This is a genomic window from Xylanibacter brevis P6B11, assembly GCF_000621825.1.
In the GTDB taxonomy this organism is placed as follows: domain Bacteria; phylum Bacteroidota; class Bacteroidia; order Bacteroidales; family Bacteroidaceae; genus Prevotella; species Prevotella brevis.
Genome location: NZ_KK211352.1, coordinates 269,421 through 292,747 on the forward strand (window position 1 = coordinate 269,421; position 23,327 = coordinate 292,747).

General features: G+C 50.7%; 13 protein-coding genes. 1 reads left to right on the forward strand and 12 read right to left on the reverse strand.

All coding sequences use genetic code 11. From position 1 onward, the window contains the following. Nucleotides 1-19 precede the first annotated feature (19 nt). From T496_RS0110785 to T496_RS15265, 12 genes are all read right to left on the reverse strand, one after another. Nucleotides 20-2,128, reverse strand: a complete 2,109-nt coding sequence (locus tag T496_RS0110785; protein WP_231478043.1) for a TIM-barrel domain-containing protein — start codon at nt 2,126-2,128, stop codon at nt 20-22. 51 nt (nt 2,129-2,179) lie between these two features. After that, on the reverse strand, nt 2,180-5,197 hold the full coding sequence (locus T496_RS0110790) for a hypothetical protein (protein WP_155808873.1): 3,018 nt from the start codon (nt 5,195-5,197) through the stop codon (nt 2,180-2,182). A gap of 70 nt (nt 5,198-5,267) precedes the next feature. After that, a complete protein-coding gene (locus tag T496_RS0110795; protein WP_081783630.1) occupies nt 5,268-5,999 on the reverse strand; it encodes a SusF/SusE family outer membrane protein in 732 nt (243 codons plus the stop codon). A 15-nt stretch (nt 6,000-6,014) separates the two neighbouring features. Then, complete coding sequence (locus T496_RS0110800; RefSeq protein ID WP_027450768.1) at nt 6,015-8,267, reverse strand: glycoside hydrolase family 31 protein; 2,253 nt, start codon at nt 8,265-8,267, stop codon at nt 6,015-6,017. A 205-nt stretch (nt 8,268-8,472) separates the two neighbouring features. Then, a complete protein-coding gene (locus T496_RS0110805; protein ID WP_155808874.1) occupies nt 8,473-10,077 on the reverse strand; it encodes a DUF6377 domain-containing protein in 1,605 nt (534 codons plus the stop codon). A 444-nt stretch (nt 10,078-10,521) separates the two neighbouring features. Further along, the gene (locus T496_RS0110810; RefSeq protein ID WP_027450770.1) at nt 10,522-13,506 is read right to left on the reverse strand and encodes an efflux RND transporter permease subunit; all 2,985 of its coding nucleotides are present in this window, start codon (nt 13,504-13,506) and stop codon (nt 10,522-10,524) included. Further along, nucleotides 13,503-16,535 carry an efflux RND transporter permease subunit gene (locus T496_RS0110815; RefSeq protein WP_027450771.1) on the reverse strand — a complete coding sequence of 1,011 codons (3,033 nt, stop codon included), beginning with the start codon at nt 16,533-16,535 and terminating at the stop codon, nt 13,503-13,505. Before T496_RS0110815 ends, T496_RS0110810 begins: the two co-directional genes overlap by 4 nt. Before the next feature lie 15 nt (nt 16,536-16,550). Then, nucleotides 16,551-17,642: an efflux RND transporter periplasmic adaptor subunit gene (locus T496_RS0110820; protein WP_027450772.1), complete on the reverse strand. Its 1,092-nt coding sequence runs from the start codon at nt 17,640-17,642 to the stop codon at nt 16,551-16,553. Nucleotide 17,643: 1 nt separating this feature from the next. Further along, a complete protein-coding gene (locus tag T496_RS0110825) occupies nt 17,644-19,119 on the reverse strand; it encodes a TolC family protein (protein WP_027450773.1) in 1,476 nt (491 codons plus the stop codon). Nucleotides 19,120-19,398: 279 nt separating this feature from the next. After that, nucleotides 19,399-20,505 carry a hypothetical protein gene (locus T496_RS0110830; RefSeq protein WP_027450774.1) on the reverse strand — a complete coding sequence of 369 codons (1,107 nt, stop codon included), beginning with the start codon at nt 20,503-20,505 and terminating at the stop codon, nt 19,399-19,401. A 176-nt stretch (nt 20,506-20,681) separates the two neighbouring features. Then, complete coding sequence (locus T496_RS0110840; protein ID WP_027450775.1) at nt 20,682-21,761, reverse strand: hypothetical protein; 1,080 nt, start codon at nt 21,759-21,761, stop codon at nt 20,682-20,684. A gap of 28 nt (nt 21,762-21,789) precedes the next feature. Then, nucleotides 21,790-22,026 carry a hypothetical protein gene (locus T496_RS15265; RefSeq protein ID WP_027450776.1) on the reverse strand — a complete coding sequence of 79 codons (237 nt, stop codon included), beginning with the start codon at nt 22,024-22,026 and terminating at the stop codon, nt 21,790-21,792. A gap of 470 nt (nt 22,027-22,496) precedes the next feature. Between T496_RS15265 and T496_RS0110850 the strand changes: the two genes are divergently transcribed. Next, nucleotides 22,497-23,291 carry a glycerophosphodiester phosphodiesterase family protein gene (locus T496_RS0110850; protein ID WP_027450777.1) on the forward strand — a complete coding sequence of 265 codons (795 nt, stop codon included), beginning with the start codon at nt 22,497-22,499 and terminating at the stop codon, nt 23,289-23,291. Nucleotides 23,292-23,327: the final 36 nt, after the last annotated feature.

Below are 23,327 nucleotides of genomic sequence, written 5' to 3' on the forward strand. Positions count from 1 at the left end.
GTATTGGTTGAGTATCTTTTCACTTCTTGATCTTCATGGATGCCTGGTTGCCCGTCTGCCATGCAGAGTACTGCACCTTGCCGCCCTTTACATAGGCGATGCGCAGTGTGCGCTGGGGCTTCTCCATCTGTCCCTCTACCTTATTTAATACAATAGAGAGCTGCTTCTTGTTGAGCGAAGCTTCGATCGTAGAGAGGCTGTAGTTGCCCTCGCGGTATGAGAAGCCATCACCTTCATCCTCGTAGAGCTGGCCTTTGGCTTTGCCATCGGCATCCAGACAAACGTAGAGGGTGAGCGAGTCGGTAGTCATCTCGGTGGTGCTCTGTGCCAGGTTGGCCATAGGAATCACCGAACCAGGACGCTGACGCAGTTCCGACTGATAGATGTCGGTGTTCTGTTCCAGCGTGAAGGGCTGCCAAGAGCCACCATTGGGCTGTGCCACATTCTCGGCCCAGCGAGGTGTGATCATCAGGTCGCCACCCAGGAGGAAGGCCTTGTCTTCGCTGCGCAGCGAGAGGTCCTTGGCATCGGCCATGAACAAGGGGCGCATCACAGGCATACCATCTACGCTGGCTTCACGGAAGGCGGTGTAGATGTAAGGCATCAACTTGTAGCGACGCTCAATGGCGGTACGACAAGCGTTGAGCACCTCGGGAGTGAAAGCCCAAGGCTCCTGGTCCACACTGTTGTCGATGGTGTGGTTGCGCACAAAGGGGAAGTAAACACCCATGGCTGTCCAGTCAGCCACCAGCTCAGCAGTAGAGTTCTCGCAGAAGCCGCCAATGTCAGGACCGTTGAAAGGCTGGCCAGACAATCCCAGTGTCAACGTCATAGGAATGCTGAGCTTCATCTGATCTACAGACGAGAGATTGTCGCCCGTCCAGGTGGCAGCATAGCGATGACCACCCAGGAAGTTAGAGCGCGAGAGGATGAAGGGGCGCTTGTTGGGGTTAGCATAGAGCAGACCCTGACGACTGGCACGCACCATGTTCAGTCCGAACACATTGTGGAAACGAGCATGAGGACCAGGCAGTACGCCATCACCACCCAGGTGCTTATTGTCAACAGGCATGGTACCATCAGGACCGCCGAAGACAGAAGGCTCGTTCATATCGTTCCACACGCCATCGATACCCGTAGCCATATAGTCCTTATAGAGCGTAGCCCACCAGGTGCGCACCTCAGGACGTGTGAAGTCGGGGAAGTGGCAGGGGCCAGGCCAGCAGTTGCCCACGAAAGGCTTGCCGTCCTTATCCTTCACCCAGTAGTCGGCAGCTGTTCCCTGGTCGTCCACGAAATAGCCGTTCTCTACCTTCACGCCTGGGTCGATCATATACACAGCCTTCAGGTTCTTGCTGTGCAGATAGTCGTTCAGACCCTTGGGATCAGAGAACTCTTTGGGGTGGAAGGTGAAAATCTTGTAGTTGTCCATGTAGTGGATATCCATCCAGATAACATCCGAAGGGATGCGGTTAGAACGCAACAAATCAGCTATCTCCTTCACACGGGTGTCAGGATGGTAGCTGAAACGACACTGCTGATAGCCGAGCGACCACAGGGGTGGCAGCTCCATCTTGCCGGTCAGGTCAACCAAGGCCTGCATCAGTGCCTGAGGGTTCTCGCGTTCGATAACAACCACACGGAAAGCAGGACCCTCACTCTCGAAGATCACCTGCTTGTCCTGTGTGGTGATGCGTTGTTTCCAGGTATTGTCTGCTATCAGTCCGAAGGCTGTACCATCCTTACGAACGCCCATCACCCAGGGATGACTCTGGTAGAGGTGCGTGCCGTTGTCCACACCATAGGCGGGTGTATCGATATTCCATAGTCCCACCGTATAGCCGTTACGGCGCAGACTGCCCGTTACCTCGCCAGTGCCATAGAAATCGACACTGTCTTCAACGTTGATGGTTGCCACGTTTCTGCCTCCATAGGTAGTGAAGACAGGGCGCACTTTCCAGTCGGCAGCAAGCGTGTTGATAGCCGCTGGCTCGTGCTCGAAAATAGGTGAAGGCAGGTGCTGTTTTGCATCATATCCATTAGGATAGAACACCGCCACTTTGTCATTGGTCATAAAAGCAGTCTGAGCCATCGCTACGGAAGCGATGGCCAGACTACTAAGAAACATACTGACTCTTAAAGTCATCTTCATTATTACTTACTATTTACTATATAATTACTATTTCATGATCTTCTTCACGCTGCCGTCAGCCATACGTACGATGTTGATGCCGCGCTGCAGCTGCATCTGACGAGCACCAGAGAGAGAGTAAACCACCTGGATGCCGCTCTTCTTAGAGACTACAGAAGTCTCGATGCCAGAAGCCGATGCGTCGTTGCTGTAACCACCATCTACGGTCTCGTAAACCACAGCGTGTGTATTGTCGAAGACAGGATAAGCATCGGTGCCCAGAGTCTGGAAGAAGATGGGAGCCTCAGCATCCTTGTTCAGCAGGAAGCAGAGCTTACCGCTCTCCACATCGTCCAGAGTAACCTGGTTAACCTGAGTACCCTCAACCTCGTAGCAGTTTACGAGCTTCACATTGCTGCCATTGAAACGAGCGAATGAGCGCTCGCCATCAATCGCTTCTGGATTAACAAAACCAGAGTTCCAGCAGTTCACAACCTCTGCAACATCACCCAACCATCCAGAGATGGCGCCACACTCACGCTGACCAGTGATAGTACCGGTGTTATAGCAGTTGATGATGCGTACATAAGCCTCGCTGAGGTCGTTCACACCCAGAATACCAGCACCGTTAGCACCGTCGGGGCCCACATTGACAGTAGCCTCGTTACCACAGTTCTCGATGGTCAGTGTACCGTTGCCACAAGCTGTACCTACGATACCGGCAGAGTAACCTGTTGACCAGATTTCGCAGCTCTCATCGACAATAATATTCTTAATGGTAGCACCGCTGGCCAGGCCAAACAGACCTGCGTTGCCAGTCTGCACGTCGATACTCATGTGAGAGATCTTATGACCATGACCGTCGAAGATACCAGAGAAGGGGCGCTTCACGTCGCGGGTGATGGGGTTCTGCTGCTCGTCCACCTCACCAGTGAGCTCGGTGGTGCGAGTACCAATACCGGTGAAGTCCTCGATTTCAGACATGTCGATGTCCTCAACAACGTCAACGATCACCTTACCGTCGATCTCACCACTGTTGATAGCGTTGGCCAGAGCCTCCAGCTGCGTAGCATTGCGAATGATGCGGGCACCACAAACGGTGCAGATGTCATTTTCATAGTTGTGCTCATCGCGTGTCACGCCAGTCTCGGTGTTAGTGTAGGTCACATCGGGTTTCAGTGTGCCATCGCAAGACTCAGAACCAGCAGCATAAACCATCTTATGGTCAGCGAAAGGTACGGGATAATTATCGGTGCCCAGATCCTGGCGCCATGCGTCGATGCCGTCGGCAGCATTCAGCAGATAGCAGAGCTCACCAGTAGCCAGAAGGTCTTCGCTGATGATCTCAACAGAGTTGTCAGATACAGAGATAACGTTGTCTGTGTAGAAACAGTTCTTCTTAGTCTTCACGTGGCGGGCAATCACGGTAGAACCATTGGCCAGCAACAGTTCAGAAGGCGCTACATAACAGTTCTTGATGATGGTCTCCACCTCACCATGAGCATAACCGATGATGGCAGCACTTCCCTCACAGCCCTCAGCTACCATTGAACCGATGAAGGCACAGTTGCTGAAAGTAGGAGTCTCGTGAGCTACAGCGCAGATACCGCCATGGGTAGCATCGCCCACGTACGAACCGTTAATGTCAACATCAACCACGATGTTCTCGAACGTAGAGTTACCACGTGTAACGAACATCAGACCACCAGCAAAACGATTGCTTGTTTCGATAGATCCCTTAACCATCAGGTTCTTGATGGTTGAGCTTTCAACGACCTTGAACAGGGCAACGCCGTCGTAACTTGCAGCATAGTCGATGGTAATAGTATGACCAGCACCATCAAAGACGCCATTGAATGCGCGGACGGGATCCTCCTCTTCGGCAGAGAAAGCGTCACCACCAATCATCACGTCGTCCTGTGTATATCCCGTAAAGTCGATGTCGGCAGTCAGACGAGCCTTCACCTTCTTATTACCGTTGTTTACAAGAGCAGCAAACCAGTTCAGATCCTTGGCAGTCTCCAACAGATAGAAACCATCTTCTGTGAGCTCCTTATAGTTCTTGTCAGCAGCACCGCAGTTAACGCAGACACCATCGTCGAAAGAGTGAGGGTCACGGTTTGACTCGTTGGTGTTAGAGAATGATACGTCAGTCTCGTCCTTTGGTGTACCATCGCAGTACAGGTCACCAACAGCATAAACGACACCGCGAGAAGCAAATGGATAAGGATGCAGGTCTTTATCGATGGTCTGGAACCAGATGGGAGCGTCGCTCTGGCTACCGTTCAGCTGATAGCAGACAGCGCCACATTCCATATCATATTCATCTTCGCTGATCTTTGTACCCTGGGCACCAGCTATATCAAAGTTGTTAAGGCCCTTACCGCGGGTGTTGCGCCACAGAGAATATTGACCATCCTGACCAATTACGTAACCAGCCTGGTAACAGTTCTCGATTCTGCTGCCGTTATCGCCAACCCATCCGCAGAAAGCAGCAGCCTCTCTATCTGCAACAATGCCTGCAGTGTTGAAACAGTTCAGAATCACGATACCACACTGTGAACCCATGCTCACACCGCAAATACCAGCTGCATTCTGCTCAATAGCAGTAATGGTGGCCTCGTTACCGCAACGTTCGAAGGTGGCTGTGCCACCACCATTGGTACCACCGGCGATACCTCCAACAAAGGCCTTACCCTTAATCCTACAAGACTTGGCAATGACCACATCGTGGATATAAGCGCCACCACCAATCACACCAAACAATCCTACGTACTCTTGATCTTCCGATTCGAGAATCAGGTTCTTGATGCTGTGCTCCTGACCGTTGAATTCGCCTGTAAACTTACTATTGGTCGAGCCAATGGGCGTGAATGTCACATCGGTCATATCAATATCGGCTGTCAAGGCACCCGAGATAGAACCATTGCCACTGGCAACCATGTTTGAGAATGCTACCAGATCCTGGGCTGTACCGATCTGATAAACGCCCTCTACTTGCTCAAGAGCAAAAGCTACTGAGCTTGCAACCCAACAAAGGAGTGCAAAGAGTAAACTTCTTTTCATAATCATTGTTTTTAGTTATTCGAAATATAATTATTATTACTTAATATATTGTTTGCGGTTGAAATCAGGACTACTTAATCAACTCTGCCTTGACAGTTTCGTTGAACAGGTCAATCTTGATGCGATAGCGTCCGGGCTTAGAAATCTTCCATTTCGTATCGTCACCACCTGTGCGGAACTGACCGTCAGTCAGAATGTCGGCATCGGCCTTATAGGGATGAATGCCCTTTGGCGACCAGCGGTCCTGTCCCTGGAACTTAAAGCTCTCAGGCTCCTCAATACCAGGATGACTCTTCAGTTCGCCTTCCCATGTCCACACGTAGGGGTTGTTCACATCCTGCTTCATCAGCAGCATCTTTCCATCGCACTTCCATCCTGCATCGGTAGCACCGCCGGCAATGAACAGCTCGCCCCAGGGATAGAACACCTCGCCCTGCAGCTTCATGTCCTTGGTGTTCACGGTGAAACGATAGTGATCCTCTGCGAAGGCCACCTGCCAGCCTGCTTTGCTGGCATCGGTGGTCTCCTGATATGACAAGCCAAGATTCACGATATTTGCATCGGCGAGCAGGGGCAACAGGTAAGTGGTGTTCTTACCTGCCTTCTTGGTGGTCATCACGCGCACCTCGCCCTCGGTCAGTTTGCCGGCATACTTAAAACTGCCGTCGCCGCCCTTCACGAGTTTCTGCACGCCGCCAGGCACTGCACTTCCCGTAATCCACAGATTCTGATACTTCTGGGCTGTAGCAGTGCTCAGGCCCATCATCAAGCATCCTATTGTATATATCAAAAACTTCTTCATATTAGCGTTCCTCCTTTACTTTTCCAGGTTTACATTGATCTTCTTGTCGCAAGCGGTAGCGGGCACAAACACAGTTACCACACGACGGTTCTCATCATAGTTCCAGGTGCCACTGGCCTGCTTCTTGCCATTCACGGTGACGGCTGCAGGACAGTCGGTGCTCAGGAACTCAACGGTATATGCGCGCTTAGCGGGCATGCCGGGGAATGAACCCTTGCGGGGGTGGATGGTCAGGCTGTTGTCCTTATGAGTCATCTTCACCCAGCTGAAGGCACCTTCCTTATAGCCCTCGGTGTCGCCCTCGTCCTCGTAGAGAGAGCTCTCGCCATCGGCGCCGGGCACCACCTTCACAATTAGACGGTCAGGACGGGTGTTGAGGTTCATCATTGGAGGATTGTTGACAATCACAGCACCAGCGCGGTAGAAATAAGGAATCTCGGGCTGTGTGTAGCTGTCAACAAAGATGCGGTTACCGTCAACCACCTTGTTGCGGCACACGTCAAACCACTTGCCTTCGGGCAACCAGGTGCGGCGCTCGGCCTTGCCATTCTTGCCGGCAGGTGTCACAACGGGAGCCACCAGGATATCGTCGCCAAACATATACTCATCTTCGAAGAGATAAGCATTGTTTGCCTCGGGAGAATCATAGTAGAGCGGACGACACATGCTGACGCCAGTGTCATAAGCCTGACGGGCAGCAGTGTAGATGTATGGCATCAATGCATAACGCAGCTTCACGGTCTCGAGCAGCAAGGGGAAGTTCTCATACTTCCAGATGCGGCGCTCAATGCCTTCCCAGTTGGTAGCATGTGTACGGAACACGGGGGTAAACACGCCATACTGCATCCAGCGCAGATAGATTTCGGGGTCGTTGCCACCAGTCTGCTGGTGTCCACCCAGGTCGTGGCCCCAGTAGCCGAAGCCAACGTTAGATGCTGTTGCGGTGAAATAGGGCTGCCAAGCCAGTGTGCCATAAGTCGTGAACGAGTCGCCCGAGAAGCCAATAGGATAGCGATGGCTGCCCAGTCCACCCCAGCGGTGGAAAATCAAAGGACGATGGTTAGGACGGTTCAGGCGCATGTCGTTATAGAACACGTGGTTGCACCAGAAGGTCTCACTCAGTCCATCGACATACTTACTGGTCAGGTTCTGCTGCCAGTCGAGCCACCAGAAGTCAACGCCCTGGTTCTCGCGTGCACGTATGATACTATTGAACATGTGATGATAGAACTTCGGATCGCTCAGGTTCCATGGCACCACCTTCGTAGCGGCATCCATGCCCATCGAGTCGCGCAACTGCGCAAACATATCCTCGTCGTCGTCAACACCGTCGGCGGGGTGCAGGTTCAGCGACACCTTCAGGCCGTTGTCGTGCATAAACTTGATCAGTCCTTCGGGATCGGGAATAGCGGTGCGGTCCCAAGTCCAACCTGTCCAGCCCTGAGTGTGCCAGTCCATATCGAAGATCATCACATCCATCGGAATCTGATTCTTCTTCACATCGTTCACGATTTCCATGAACTCCTCGCTGGTATAGCGCTGATACTTGCTGTACCAGTAGCCCAGCACGTAGAGTGGAGGCATGGGCTGACGACCGGCAATCTTGATATAGTCGCCCAGCGCCTTCTTGTACTGATGGCCGTAGCCCAGGAAGTACCAGTCGATTGCTTCCTTATCGACGGGCTGTGCCACCCACTCGATGCCGTCCTGACTCTTGTCGAAGGCAAAGGTGGTAGAGCCATCGCCACGCTTGGTGCGGGGCGACTCATCGATGATGCTCCAGCCAGCACGTGAGAGCAGGCCGTTCTCCATCTCCTGTCGCTTGTTGTCACCAATCTGTCCGTCCAGCGTACGTGTGGTGCCTTTCAGGTTCAGCTTGTCGTCCTTGCCGGGATACCAGGTCACCTGACGGCCATTCAGCTTAAACTGGATGGTGAGCACCTGGTCGTTGGGACGGTTGTCAATCCTGCCACCCATCTTGTAGCGCAGTGTCAGCGCATCGGTGGTGATATACAAATAGCCGTCGCGTACCTCTTTTTTATAATGAGGCACGGGCAGACGACGATTGACCACGGCAAAGGTAGCGCGGTCTTCAAACTGCTGTTTTCTACTGTACTGAATACGAATCAATTCGGGAGTAAGCACGGTGAAACGTGCTTCGCCGGCATTAACAATTGCGTCGGCGTTTGCCAGAGGGTTCATGCTGTCGGCAGCCATTGCGGGTAGCAGACCAACCAAGAGCAGAATTGCGGTGAAAATCTTTCTCATAATCTAGTGAAACACTTTGGTTCTTAGTTTGTGCAAAGTTCGGCATTTTCCCGCGTATATGTATATAAAATAAGAATTGTATAACCGATATTTGATTAATACAAAATATAAGCACCTGGAAACCAGATGCTTATATTTTTGACTATTGCCGTTTTGTATAACGGATATATAACGAAAAATGAGGTATATTTGTCTAAAAAGCAGGTCAAATTTGCATGATGAGCTCCTCAAATTGCTCACTCTTGTAGCGCGAACGGTTCCTGATTCGTGTCTTATAGGTGTTCACGGTGTGTACAGAGAAGTTCAGGAATTTGGCAATACTTTCACTGTCAGTGACACCCAGACGCACCAATGCATAGATGCGCATCTCGGTGGTCAGCGAGTTTTCCTTCTCGGGCACCTTACGGTCTTCCTCGTTGAACAGCTCGTTATAGCGAACCACAAAATCGGGGAACAACGACAGGAACGTGTGGTCGAAGGCCTCAAACATGTTGTCGCGCTCGCTGTTCAGCGTCGATAGCTTCACCATGAGGCGCAGGTCTTCATACTGCTTGGTCACCAGCTTGCGGTCTATGCTCAGGAACAGCTTCTCCAGTTTGCTGATAAACTCGGCAGTGGTGTAGAACGTGCGACCGATATAGGCATTCTTAATCTTATCGTCCTCCTGCAGATGGCTGTTGGCCACTTGCAACTGCTCCAGGTTCTCGGCAATGGTCTGGCGAGCCTCCTTCAGCTTCGCATTGCTCTTGCGAATAAACACATAGGCAGCAGCCATGATAAACAGCAGCACAAAGAACAACACCGATGCTGCTATCAGCCAGTTGCGCTGACTGCTCAGCGCATCATAGCGGTCTTGCTCGATGATGGGCAGGATGTCGTTGATCTCCACCTTGCGCAGACGCGTGTTGAAGAAGTTCACCTCCTCCAGTGCCTGATGCACATAGATGCTGGCACGCTCGTAGTCACCTCTTTTATATATATAGCGAGCCAGGTGATAAAGTGCCGTAATCTCTCGCGTGGCCGACTCATTGTCTGCTATGGCCGAACGGGCAAACAGCTGTATGGCCTTGTCCTCGTCGTTCAGGTTCACATAGGCCCAGGCCAGCTCGGCAGCCGTGGTCGCCTCCATGCGCAGGTCGCCCTCGCACATGCTCAGCACGCGCTGCAGCGACTTCTCGGCCTTGGCATACTGGCCGGTGCGCATCTGCAGCATGCCGGTGTAGGCCCACCACTCTATAGTCCCCACGGGGTGAAGCGCAATGATAGAGTCGTTGTAGGCATTACAACGGGTGATGTATTTCGTGTAGTAAGGCTCCTCGTGGATATAGTCGGCCATGTTGCGCCACAGGTTGCAGTTCAGGTCGTAGTATGACTCCAACTGGTTGGCAGGAATGGCGGCCCTGTCGATGGTCTTCATCATGTCCTCTGCCTCGGTCAGAATACCGGCAGTGATCAGCGTATAGATGATAGCCTGCTTGGCCTCTAGCATCTTTTCAGGGTTGTTCATGCGCTTAGCCTCCTCGAAACTCAACTCTGCATAGTGATGAGCCGAGTCATAGCTAAACACCTTGTATTCTGAATAGATCGAGTACAACTGTTCGTAATATCTTCCTTCGCGCCTTGATGCAGGCAGTGCATTCTTCAGCTCCTTGACGCGTGTCAGCTTATGCTGGTGTATGCGGTCAAAGTCAGCCAGACTGGCATCGAGCTTATCGAGCCAAGCCTCAGTTTCTTTGGAATATTCAGCACTTGCGGTTTGTGGAAGAGCGAACAATAGTAATATCAAGCAATAGACGTAATTATTCATCATTTCTAGTTAGGTGTCATGCGTATTATCTCGATTCGAAAGCAAAGGTAGGTAAAAAAGACTGATAACACAATTTTATTTAATAAAATTAACAAAAAACTTTCACGTTGTAATTCTTTGAGTTTACGGTTTGCAAAGCAGCCCTTTTGAAGCACAAAAGTGGTACTCTTGAAGCGTGATACTTAAAGTTTTGTTTTCAGTCTAAAGTCTAGAATGGTCATTTCTAGACTCTGGAAATAGTGTTTCTAAACTCTAGACATGAGGTTTCTAGACTCTAGAAATAACCTTTCTAGACTCTAGAAATGACTCAAAAGCGTAAGTATTGCAGCGTGAAAGCGTAAGTATTGCAGCGTGAAAGTGTAAGTATTGCAGCGTGAAAGCAACCATATGCCGATGCAATACTTATTGAAAAAGAACAGTATCCTGCTCCAACGGAGAGGAGACTGTTCACCCTTTTCCCTTCTTTTGGGAGCGTCGGGATGGCGTAAATACGGGCATTGCAAACACCAATGCCAACAAAGAGAAGAGCAGTCCGCCGATAGACCCCATCGCAAAGGAATACCAGAAATGGTTTTCGTCCTGGTCGAAGACAAAAGGCACAAGTCCCAACACCGTTGACAGGACGGTGAGCAGGATGGGAATGATTTTATGATTGTAGGCCCGCAGATAGTTCTTGCCATTGTTGTTATACTCGTTCATCAGATAGATGCCGGCATTCACCGTCAGTCCCGAGAGCAGCACCAGGGCCGCAAAGCCACCAAGTCCGAACTCCACGCCTCCGAAATGATAGACCAGGAAGGCGCCGACCATCGAGATGGGTATCAGCAGGATAATGACCAAGGCCTTGTAAAGACTCTCAAAGACGATACTACAGATAAAGAAGATGATGATGGCCACCAGTCCCAGCAACAGGTATTGCTGGTTTTCTTCCTCGTCAAACCTATATTCATTCTGAAGACAGCGGAACCCCACAGGCATCATGGCGTCAAACTCTTCCATGTATCGGCGAACAATATTATAGGTGTAGTTGTACGACCCCAGCACGTTGAAAGCCAGCGTGATGACATATTCCTGGTTCTCGCGCTTGATGCTTTTCTTAGCCTCTCGTTGCGAGATGTTCATAAAGTCCGACAGACGCACCTCGCGGTCTTGAAGCTTCAGGAACGAGTTCTCCATCTGCCATTGGTCAAAGCTGTTATACTGGTGGGGGCGCAACACGATGTCTGTATTTCCCTTCCTTCCTACATAGTATTCAGAGAGTATGCTGGCCATCCGCCCATACATCTCGTTGACGTTCATACCATAGGCAGTCAGCTTCTCGCGGTCGTATTCCATATACAGCTCCTGTTCCTGCTCTCCCTCGCCCACATTTCTGATCACCAGGTCCACCACGCGCGGGTTCTCCTTCATCTTCTTCTGCATGATTTCAGCATAGCGGTACAGCTGATCATAGTCGTAGCCCGCTATCACTATCTGCTGCGAGCGATACTGCAGGTTGAGCGAGTTGCTGAAGCCACGCTCACTCACGCCATGTGTGGCCCAGTCGGCCCCACCGATAGACACCAGCTTACCGATGGTCTTGTTTTCCAACTTATAAGGAAAACTGGTATTCTGCGCCTCGTCAGTAAACTCCACCATCATCTGGGCACCGCCGTCACTGACATACGATTCAAAGTGTTTGATTTCCTTGAAGGTAGAGAGGAAAGCCTCAACATCGAGCACCTTCTCGTTCAGCTGTGCCGCCGTGCCGCCTACCGGCATCTTGCCGGAAATATAGAGCTTCACCTCGCGCTTCTCTCTCTCGTAATGGCTTTTGTTCACCGTGTCCAGAAACAGGCACAGCGTCCATCCGAAAAGTCCGAAGAATGCCAGCATGATAGGCCATCGCAGGATACGATGCTGCGCCACCCTCATATATCCCCTGTAGAAGCGATTCCACAACAAGATTATGCGGAGGTTACGGGGGCTGCCTGCTTTTCTGCACGAGTAGTTCATCCGCGTCACCAAGGCCGGCACAAACAAGGCCGACACCAACAGCGCCACCGCCAGGTTCACAATGATCATCCACGCAAAGTCGTAGAGCGAATCCTTCATCGAGTCGGGCAACCAGAACACGATAATCAGCGAACCGATGGTGGTGAGCATTGCTGCCATAATACCCGTGAAAGCACGGTGGTCATGATGATAGCTGTAGTGGTCCACCATCACAATGGTTGAGTCGATAATCAACCCCAGCGAGATGGTCACGCCCGCCATGGAGAATGGTTCCAGACGCATGTCGAACAGATCATAGCATATCACGGCAAGCAACAGGTTGGCCAACAGCGACACTGCCACAATAAACAGATACTTCCAGTCGCGCTTACACAAGAACACGAACAACAGCAGTATGACCAGCGAGATGGCACTACGCCTGATGAGCACCTGAAACTCCGAGAATCGTTCTTTCGCACGGTCTGTGTCGCAGGTGAAATAGAGAGACCGTCCGTTCACCTCGCCCGAGTCGTCGATGATGGTCTTCACCTGGGCGGCCACCTTGTTGATGTTCACGTTCTCCTCGGCATACACCGTCAGATAGACCGTGTTCATGCCATTCACACGATAGAAAAAGTGCGGCACCTTTTCCTTAAACGAACAGGTAGCCAGGTTGTTCAGGTAGATAATCTTTTCGCCCACGGTCACCACCGGTATCGACTCAAAGTCTATCTTGTCGCCATCCACCTTCAGAAAGAGCGTGATGCGCGACAGGTTCCCTTCGCTGTCATGCCTGTAAGCATCGCCCACCACATTCTCTCTGCCCAGATACGACCTGATAGCGTCGGCCAGGTCGCCCGCCGTTATACCATAGTTAGACAGCAGGTCGGCATCGTAAGCCACCTCCATCTCCAGGTCCGAGCCGCCACTCACGTCCACGGTCCTCACGCCGTCCACACGCATCAGGTAGGGCTTCACCTGTCGCTCCACCAGCTTCCGTATCTCCCTGTCGGGCATATCGGCATTGATATGGTACGTCAGGATGGGTTGATCGTAGTCGCCCGACGACCGTGTGACCACTTCGCCGCCCGCCAGTTGCGGATAGCTCACCCCTGGCGGCAGCTTGTCGCGGAGCTGTCTCAGCAGCGATGCCACCTCGAATTTCACGCTCGACACAGACGCCTCCGGCTTCAACCTGATCTCCACCCGTCCATGACCGAAATTCGATTCTGACGATACACTTGCCACGCCATTGACCATCCCCACGACGCCCTCTACCCTGGAGGTCACCTCCTGTTCCAGCACCTTGGCCGACGCGCCGTTCCATCCGAATGTCACCGTCAGCGTGCGCCCCTGTCTAGGACGCGGCTGGTCGCTGACATCCAGTCGGGTGATGAGTGCAGCGCCCACAATCATGAGCACACACATGGTGAGCAGGATGGAGAATGCGTGTTTCATTTCTTCTTCCGGTCTTTAAGATGATAGATTACGTAGTATTCCAGTGGTACGATGAACAGACTGACCAGTGTTCCCACTACCATTCCCACGGTCAGCGTCAGCGACAACGGGAACTGCAGAGCCGACCCCATGTCGCCGCGGTGCAAAAACGGCACCAGCGCCAGGATGGTGGTGAGCGACGTCATCACAATAGGCTTCAGACGGCGGTGTCCGGCCTCAACAACGGCATGGAGCAGTGTGTGTCCCGAGCGATAGAGGCGGTTCATCGTGTCCACCTTCAGGATAGAGTCGTTAATCACGATACCGCTCATCACCACCAGTCCCGTCATCGACATGATGTTCAGCGACTCGCCGCAGGCAAACAGCACCAGCAGCACCACACTCACATCAACCACCACCTCCGAGATGATGATAAACGGCTGCAGCAGACTCTCAAACTGTGCAGCCATGATGAAATAGAGCAGCAGCAACGACACCAGCAGCACCACGGCCAGTTCGCCAATCATCTGGCGCGACTCGAAGTAGTTGCCCTTATAGCCTACGGCCACCTTGCTGTTCTTATCCCCACAGATGTTGTCGCAGTGTTTCATCATCCGTCCCACCGTCTTATCGTCGGCATGCTCTATGCTCACGGGGTAGTATTCGCCGTCAATGCTGGCATGCAGTCGTTTATAGTTCTCTACCCTTCTCTCCTTGACAAGGAAGGAGATGGGTATCTCCACATTCTCGCTGTTGGCGATGGTCGATTGCATCACCACGTCAGCCAGTCTGCTGTCTTGTCCCACCACGATGGGCACCATCTGCGTGCCGATAGATATCTCATGCACCTTGTTGCCACCCAACAGTTGGTGCAGTCGGCTGTACAGCTGCTGATAGCTGACGTGATAGAAAGCCAGCTGTTCCAGGTCCGCCACGTATTGCAGGTTCTCTTCCACGGCCACCGGCTGTATGCCAACGTCAGGAAACGTGCGGTGCAGGTCCACGGTCATCTCGCGTGCCAGCGCCACCGAAGGTCTTCCGCCGTCCACGTTCTGCAATCTTATCTCCAGGTCGGGTTTGTCTGTCTGGAATATTGCGTCATACACGTTGCCCGCCACCTTATACTCCACCTTCGCCTTCGGATAGTGTTTTGCCAGGTATTGGCTCATGGCCGTCTGTGCCGAGTCGAGCGCCTCCTTGCTCTCCGTCTTGAAATAAACGATGGCCTCGCTGCCCGTGATATCCTCTGTATGCGACAGCACAAACTCCTGCGTGCCCATCATGGCCGTTGTTGCGGTCATGCTCTGCCTGGCCACCTGCAGCACCTCGTCCGTGCGTCGGGCATTCTCGTGTCCCGATATGCCCGCGTTCCAGTCTATCACCATCAGCGCATCGCTATGCTCGATATACGGCATACGCTCTTTCTTTACAAAAGGAAAGAGCACCGCTATCAGCACCACGGCGATGCCGAAGAACGACAGGCACAGCTTGCCATGCCGCATGGTCCACTGGTTCATCGGCACATACCACCTCATGAGTAGTCGCTCGCCCGGTGTCACCCGCTTCTTGCCGCGGAGTCCCTTTCTCAGGTAGAGGTTGTGGAAATACACAGGAATCACCATGGCCGCCACCAGCAGCGAGGCGGCCAGAGCCATCGTCACGCCCATGGCCTGGTCGTAGAAGAGAGCACCTGTGGTGCCATTCAGGAATATCAGTGGTATAAACACCGAGCAGGTGGTCAGCACCGAGCTCAGCATCGGCACGAACACCTCGCCCGTACCTCTGACGGCATCTTTCCGCTGCATGATATTGTCAATCACGATGATGGCGTTGTCCACCATCATGCCCACGCCAAGAATCAGTCCCGACAGCGAGATAATGTTGATTGTGATGCCAAACAGATAGAAACAGAGCAGCGTCAGCACCAGCGACAACGGAATAGAGATAATGATAAGCAGCGGCGTGCGCCATCCGCCATTGAACACGAAGAGTATCAGGCAGGCCAGCAGCGCACCCAGCGCAAAGTTCCACTCCAGGTTGCTGATAGAGTATGAGAGCAGCTCTGTCTGGTCGCGGTTCACCACCAGCTCGATGTCAGGATAGTCTGTCCTCAGTTGTTCCATCAGCTCTTCCACATGTTCCTTCAGCACCTCCATCTGCGCATCGTTCTGCTTGATGACGGCCATTGTCACCGCATCCTTGCCGTTGCTCTTCACGATGCCGTTTCTCACCGCCGCATGCTCTTTCACCTCGCAGATGTCCTTCAGCCTGGCCATGCGGTCGCCATGTCTCACGTAGAGGTTCTCTATGTCCTCCTTGCTCAGTATCTGGGCATCGAAATGCACGCTATAGCGATAGATGCCGTTGACCACGCTCAGCGCTCCCAGCGTGATGTTGTTGTCGCGGATGGTGCGTTCTATATCTTCCACGCCTATACCCATAGCGCTGAGTTTGTCCATGTCGGGCACGCACTGAATCTCCACGCCCACCGTACCGCTGAAGTCCACCATCGCCACCTCTGGAATCTGTTCGAAGCGCTTCAGTATCACGTTTCTCACCAGTTTCGACAGTTGCGCCAGCTTCTGCTCCGACGTTGCACTGTCGTCGCCTTTGTCGTTGGCAGTCGTGATATCCACATAGAAGGCTGGTATGTCCAGCACGCTGGCCTTGATAATCTTTGGTCGGCTCACCTGTCGGTCGAATCCGTTCATGGCACGGTCCACCTTCTCGTTCACATCGATGAACAGCAGGTCCATGTCGGCACCGGGTTCAAACGACAGTGTGATGGTGCCTATGTCCATGCGCGACACGCTCTCGATGTCTTTCAGGCCTGCCACCTGTGCCAGCTGCTGGCGCATGGGGCCCACCAGCTGCTGCTCTATCTCCGTCACCGAGGCGCCCGGGTTCGACATCTGTACCGTGATGCGTGGAATGTCTATCTGCGGCATCATCGATACGGGGATGTGTCGCAGCGCCACGATGCCCACCACCATAACTGCCACCACAATCATGCTTACGGCGATAGGCCGGTGTATCAGTTTTCTCAGCATATCAAGTGTACCTCTTTATTTATTTTCACGACTGATGGTCACCTCTGTATCGTCAGCCAGGTTCAGGTTGCCCGAGACAATGACGCACGAGCCCTCGTGCAGGGTGGTCTCCTTCTTCTCGCAGCCCGTGATGGCAAACTGTCCCAGATTGCTGTACAGCACATCCACATAGGTCCATACGGCCCGTTGTGTCTGTTTGTCGTAGAGGAAAATCACGTGATAACCATCGCGCTCCACCACAGCCTCTTTTGGCACCACCAGCATGTTGGGCACAGCGTTTTCCACGATGACGCGCACGTTCATGCCGTCCATCATCCCGTCGCCGCTGTTCTTCACCCTTGCCGTCACGGCCACCAGTCCTTTCTCGTCGACCATCGGGTTGATACCCGTCACCGTGCCCAAATACCTCTTGTCCTTATCTGCAAAGGGCGACACCACCACCTGCTGTCCCGTCTTCACGAAGTTCAGCTCTGCCTCCAGAATTTTGAATTCCACCTCGAAGAAGGCGTCGTCTATGAGCACACAGAACTTCCCTCCCGGCTGGTTCTCGCGCGCTTCCAGATTGGCCACACGTCCGGCAAACGGAGCCCGGAGCTCACAGTCCTTCAGTTGTTTCTGCGAAGCCTGCAACTGATACTTCGCGGCATAATAGCCCGAGATCACCTCGGCGCGCTTCAGCACCTCGGCAGGCACCTTTTCAAGATTCCCGTCGTAGCCCAGCCCTATCAGCTTGTCTTGCAGTTCCACGCGCGACCGCTCCATGTCGTGCTTCGACTTTTCCAGCTCTGCCTGGTATGTCCGTGTGTCGGCCACACAGAGCAGTGTGCCCTTGCTCACCACCTGTCCGTTCTTCACGCACACCCGCTGCACCAGCGAGCCCGGCTGCGGACATGGCAGCTCGGCCTTCTGTGCTGCCACCAGTTTGCCATTGCAGAGCAGTTGCTTTTGAAACACCTGTCGCTGCAGTGTAATGGTGTCAACCTCGGCCACCATCTGCTCCATGGCAGCCATGTCTTCGTTGTTTTCCTTTTCCTTTTCACCTTTGCAGGCAGCCAGCGACAGCAGTGCAAGGACAGCCACTGCGGCTTTTATTCCATTGTTCTTCATGTTATTTCTTCGATATTTTTTCGTAATCAACAGTTATCTCACAACCATTTCTCCAGTCATAGAGCGTCGTCTTCTGTAAGGCATAGTATTTCGACCAGAACTTGAACAGCTGACTGATGTATTGCGATTTGGCCGACTCCAGTTCCTGTTGTGCTGTGTTTAGGTCGGTCACCGAGATGGTGCCCGTCTCAAAGCGCTTCTTCGTTATATCGTAGCGCTCTCCGGCAATCTCCTCGGCACGTGCTGCGTTTCGGCACTGCAAGGGCAGCGTGTTGAAGTCTGCCACGTCGCGCCTCAGGTCCTGCACATAGTCCAGATGGGCCTGCTCGTTTTTGGTCTTGATGACGTCCAGTTCGGCCTGGGCCATCTTCACCCTTCCCTTGCTCATGCCCCAGTCAAAGATGGGCATCGACAGGGTGACGCCCACCACCTCATTGTCTTGCAGATGCGAGTAGGCGCCGCGGAAGTCGGGGGCCGACTGTCTAAATCCGACGTCGCCCGTCAGCGTCATCTGCAGCCCACGTGCCGACTTTGCCCTTGCCAACGACATTTCTGCGTTGAGTTCCTGCAACTTCATCTCGCCATTGTGCGACGAGTTCTGCAAAGCCTTCTGCACCACATCGTCGGGCACCAGCAGCAGTTCTGGCACATGGCGTGGCGAAAGCAGCACCGCATCCTCGTAGCTGCTAAGTCGCAGATACGAGAAGAGCCTGTACATCGCATTGTCTAGGTTCAGCTTGTTCGACGTCTGTGCCACGCGTGCATTCACCAGCGACAGCTCCATTTGCAACATCTCACTGCGTGTGGTAGTGCCCAGTTCCAGTCTGCGCTGGGCCATCTCCAACAGTTGTTCGCGGTCTTTCACCGTGGTCTCGCTCTGCCTATACTCCGATTGCGCCGACAGCACGTTGAAAAACAGTGCCGTTGTCGTCATGGCGACATCCTGCATGGCAGCAGTATAGGTCTTCTGTGCTATCTCAAACTGCAGCGGAGCCGTCTTCTTTTCCCATTTCGATGCGTTGTAGGCAAACAGTGGCTGCGAGTAAGACACCTCCAGCGGTTGTGTGTTGATGGTGTTCAGGTTGTAGTCGAACTGTCGCAGGTGGTACAGATAGGACTTCAGCGAGATCACGCCCCCCGTCTCCACGATCTTCTGGTCGAGCGACAGCGTGACGCTGTTCGACATCGAATTCTCATCGACATAGGCCTGCTGTCCCGTTTCGTAGTTGCGCACGCCCACCAGCGAATGGTCGAATCCCAACAGGTTGGCAGACAGGTTGACCGATGGTTTCAGGTCGGCCTTGAAAGACCTGTAGGTCCAGTAGCTGGACATAAACGAGAGTTTGGCCACCTGAGCATCAAACGAGTTCTCCTGCGCAATACGGATCACGTCGTTCAGTGTCAGCTGCTGAGCATGAACCACAGCCGACAGCATGAATGCCGCCGCAGTGATGGCTAATCTGATCTTCTCTTTCATGGAGGTTTCTAATGATTGGTTGTTGATTGACAGGACGACAGCTGCATCCTTTCTCTTTACTTACTACTTTAGTGTCCGTACGCATTCTCGTCATTGTTCACGGCAAAGGCAATACCTGCGCACTTCTCATGGCACAAAGATATAAAAAATGACACATATCGATGCCACATCTCTTATCATTTTATAAAATTTTGACATATCTACACTCATCATCTCATTTTACCACCAGACTTGCCGCCCATTTTCATAAGGAAAGAAGGAAAAAAATTCTTGCTTTCATTATTTTAAAGAGACCTTATATCTAAACAAACATCCATAATTATCTACACCATACAAGAATTCGGACTTCTCGTCGTATGCAATAGCACGAAGAGCCTCATTTATCACAAAACTGCGAAGAACTTTCCCCTCCCAATCACTCACCACTACAGTAGAATGATATGGTATATGCTCATTTACTTCTATCTCCATCATTTCTTTAATAGTCTTATCTGACTTCAGTTGAAAAATATAGTTATCCGTCACACTCGCATTGATATTGAAGGCTTTCAAAGACTCTGCGACCAAAGAAGCATCCTTTATCGTCGTGAAATATTCAAAATCATAAGCACCCTTGCCCCTGACACCTGTTACATGTTGTTCGTTCAAATCTACAATATCAATCTGATCAATGAAAAGATGCACCAGCACGCACTTTGCCAAGTCAGGCCGAACTTCAATATCACCCGCATACGCAGCAGATAAGATATCATAATCATCTATAGGCAGTATCTTGGGATAAAGATCATATACCGTCTCTTCACCTTGTTTGTTGAACCCAATACTTGGGGTGAAATAAATATGGTCTCTTGCATCATGACAAGACAACTCTTTATAGAATGCATAGTCCTTTTCGGATTTCTGTATAACATGATATTCATAGCCACAGATACTACTCGGACGCTTAATAACGCTCTTTACAACAGTTTTTGACTTTTGGTACGAGCGTTCCAAGTCAATAACTTTTGTGATGCGTGCGCCGCCATCAGCCACACACAATTCTATGCCGCTTTTTGACGCTCTGACAAATGCTTCATGGGGAGCATCTACAAAGTCATTCCGACTACGACCGTACTCGCCGAAACAAGTCACACAAGTATCATAATCAGGACGATACACCTCAAAAAAACGAGATGCCTGGCTCGTCAAACCGATCAAATAAGTATTAACAAAATACAACTTAGAAACTACGCCAAACTGAGTGTTTAGTTGCTCACCTTTAAGCGTATCTGAAGCTCCTGCATAATCTATTTCTATCAACTCATCAGGGTCATAACATTTGTTATTGCATGCGTAAAGGGCAAGAACAACCAACAAACAAACAATGATATTATTTCTTTCTTTCATTTTAACTTTATATTTATTGCAGAACCCACGATTTATGGGCTCTGCAATTCTGGTTATTTAATTTCATAACACTTACTTGAAGCCGTTCCGGGAATACGACCACCTCGTGTCTTTCCACATCAGCCATAGCCTCCACATTAGCCATCAGCAGACTACAAAATATCGTTTTTTCATCATTAGTATAATTTAATTAGCATTCTTTGTCCTTTACTATCGATTGCCGTGGCATAGAACGTATCTGTATCACGTCCTTTGGATATGGACGTCAAATACATCCCGACATGATATGACGCTTTAAAATGACCCTTCCAATCGAATCGTAAGATGTAAGTAGTCATCTTATTGATGTCTGACTCATTAGTCAAATAATCTCCGATGTACAATAAATAAACGTCGCTATCATCACAGCAATATCCCAAGTAGCAGTATGGAATACGATTGTTATATATTACGTTTTTTTGATCATTACCATCAATACTGTAAACGCTATATTGTGTTTTCATTATCCTTGGGCCTTTTACCATGTTGGTAAGTGTCAGCGTACTATCGTAAAACTCGACTTCGGACTTTCCAAAATGCGCATAAACATAATTTTTGTTTTCCATATCGCATATAATCCTACCATCAACAGCTACGCTTCTTGTGTTATACTCATATTGATCAAACTGATTTTCCTCACGACCTTCACCAAGGATAATAAAACGAGGAACGCCTTGTTCTATTCCCTGGTAAATATGAGCATCACTATCGCAATAGCAATAGGGGTTTTCTATAATGTATGTGTCCTTATAAGGCACCACAGTGGGAGACATCGTTATCTCATTTTTCAGCAGACTGCAATGGTATTCCCCATTGAGAATAGCAGAATCCAGATTAATGACAGAGAATTGAGATCTAACATAGTCATTGACAAACAGATGGTGATTGTTTAAATCCACATTTGCACTCTGCAGTTCTCCTGGGCCATTACCTTTCCTGAAAAATTGGCGTAATAAGTTCCCACTATCTAATCTGCGAACTTCCAGGTAGCAACCGTCTTGAGGCTCACCATTTAAAACAACAAGAAAGCTATCCTTATAAACAAGAAAGTCTCGGCTTCCTACGTATATAGAATCATTAACGTTGAGTGTGTCTATAACCAATTCGCGTGAATGACCAAGCATTTCGTCTGTAATATAGTTCACATTGACGAACTTGTCATCTGTACAACCACACGCCATTATCAAGGCGATTAAACAATATAATTTAGTCTTCATACTTATCTTAATTATTATTTACTAAGGTTCACTCAAAAGCATTAACTAAACTGTAACACCCCATTATTTGTGCCTTAGCTGTTACTTCACACGAACTCATAGCCTCCACATTGGCCATCAGCAGGCCACAAAAGTCATTTACTGTATAAGCAAAAGAGCGGAGTCCAATCCACTTAAATATACTTGATAAAACAAAGATAGTACCAACGAACTTCAAAAGAAATTCATTGACGCAATTAGGAACATTTGCTACTATATTCTTCATGAGAATACGAGGTTAAAGTATTATTGGTCTTTAGTCGTTGCAAAGATATCACATTATTTTGACATTTTTATATCGAATAACGGTTTGTATTAATGGTTTTACGATAATACAAAATGTAAACAACTGATTTTCTTCCTTTTACAAATACAGACTAACAAGAAATGTATTACCGAAAATACTTCATTTATCTCCATTTTCGACATTTAACATTCTCCATAATCTTTCAAAATTCAATTTACCACTATATTTTTCACGCCCAGCACACCTTTGAAGTTATTATTTCTATAATAGCCTCCTTTACAAAAATTTCAAAAAAATGTGCACTATATCATGTTAAAGTCTGTCATATCAAAGCCTACTTGAAGAATATTTCGTAACTTCGCAACCAAATTATCCATAGGATTGTATCATCCCCATGATCTCTCATTTGGAAATAATAATATAACCATTTAACATTAAAGACCAACAAAATGAAAACCCTGAAAATCTTCGCAATCCTCACCCTATCGATGCTGACGGCAACCCTTCAAGCACAAGAAAAAGAAAAGCCCCTGTCGCCCAAAGGCACACAAGTCATCGCCCACCGCGGCCACTGGGATGTCGACGGGTCTGCACAGAACTCACGCCGCTCGCTGCAGCTCGCCCTCGACATGGACATCTACGGCAGCGAGATAGACATCTGGCTGACACGCGACGGCCACCTCTTCGTCAACCATGATGCCAGCTACGACGGTGTCACCCTGCAGGATGCCACGGCCGACGAGTGCCGCGCCCTCATTCTGAAGAATGGCGAACACATGCCCGAGCTGAAAGATATGCTTGCCCTGCTGAAGAAGAGCACCACCTCGACGAAGCTCATCATCGAAATCAAGGAATGCCGCACGCTACAGCAGAACCTCGAGTCGGCGCGACAGATCGTGAAGGCCGTGAGCAAGGCCGGCATGCAAAAGAAGGTGGAGTATATCTCTTTCTCCCTGGCCGCCTGCGTAGAGATAGCACGCCTCGACCCGACGGCCCGTGTAGCCTTCCTCAGCGGATGGATAACGCCGAAAGAACTCCACAAGCTGGGCATCACCGGTCTGGACTACCACCTCGCCGTCTTCCAAAAGCATCCGGAATGGGTGAAGGAGGCTCATGAGCTGGGTATGTACACAAACGTATGGACGATTGACAATGACGAGCATTTCCGTGAGTTTCGCGACTTGGGCATCGACTACATCACCACCAACAACCCCGAGGGTGCCGTGAACGTCGTCAGCCAATAGCCAACAGCTAGTTTGATCATGGGGATGGTTCTAGTT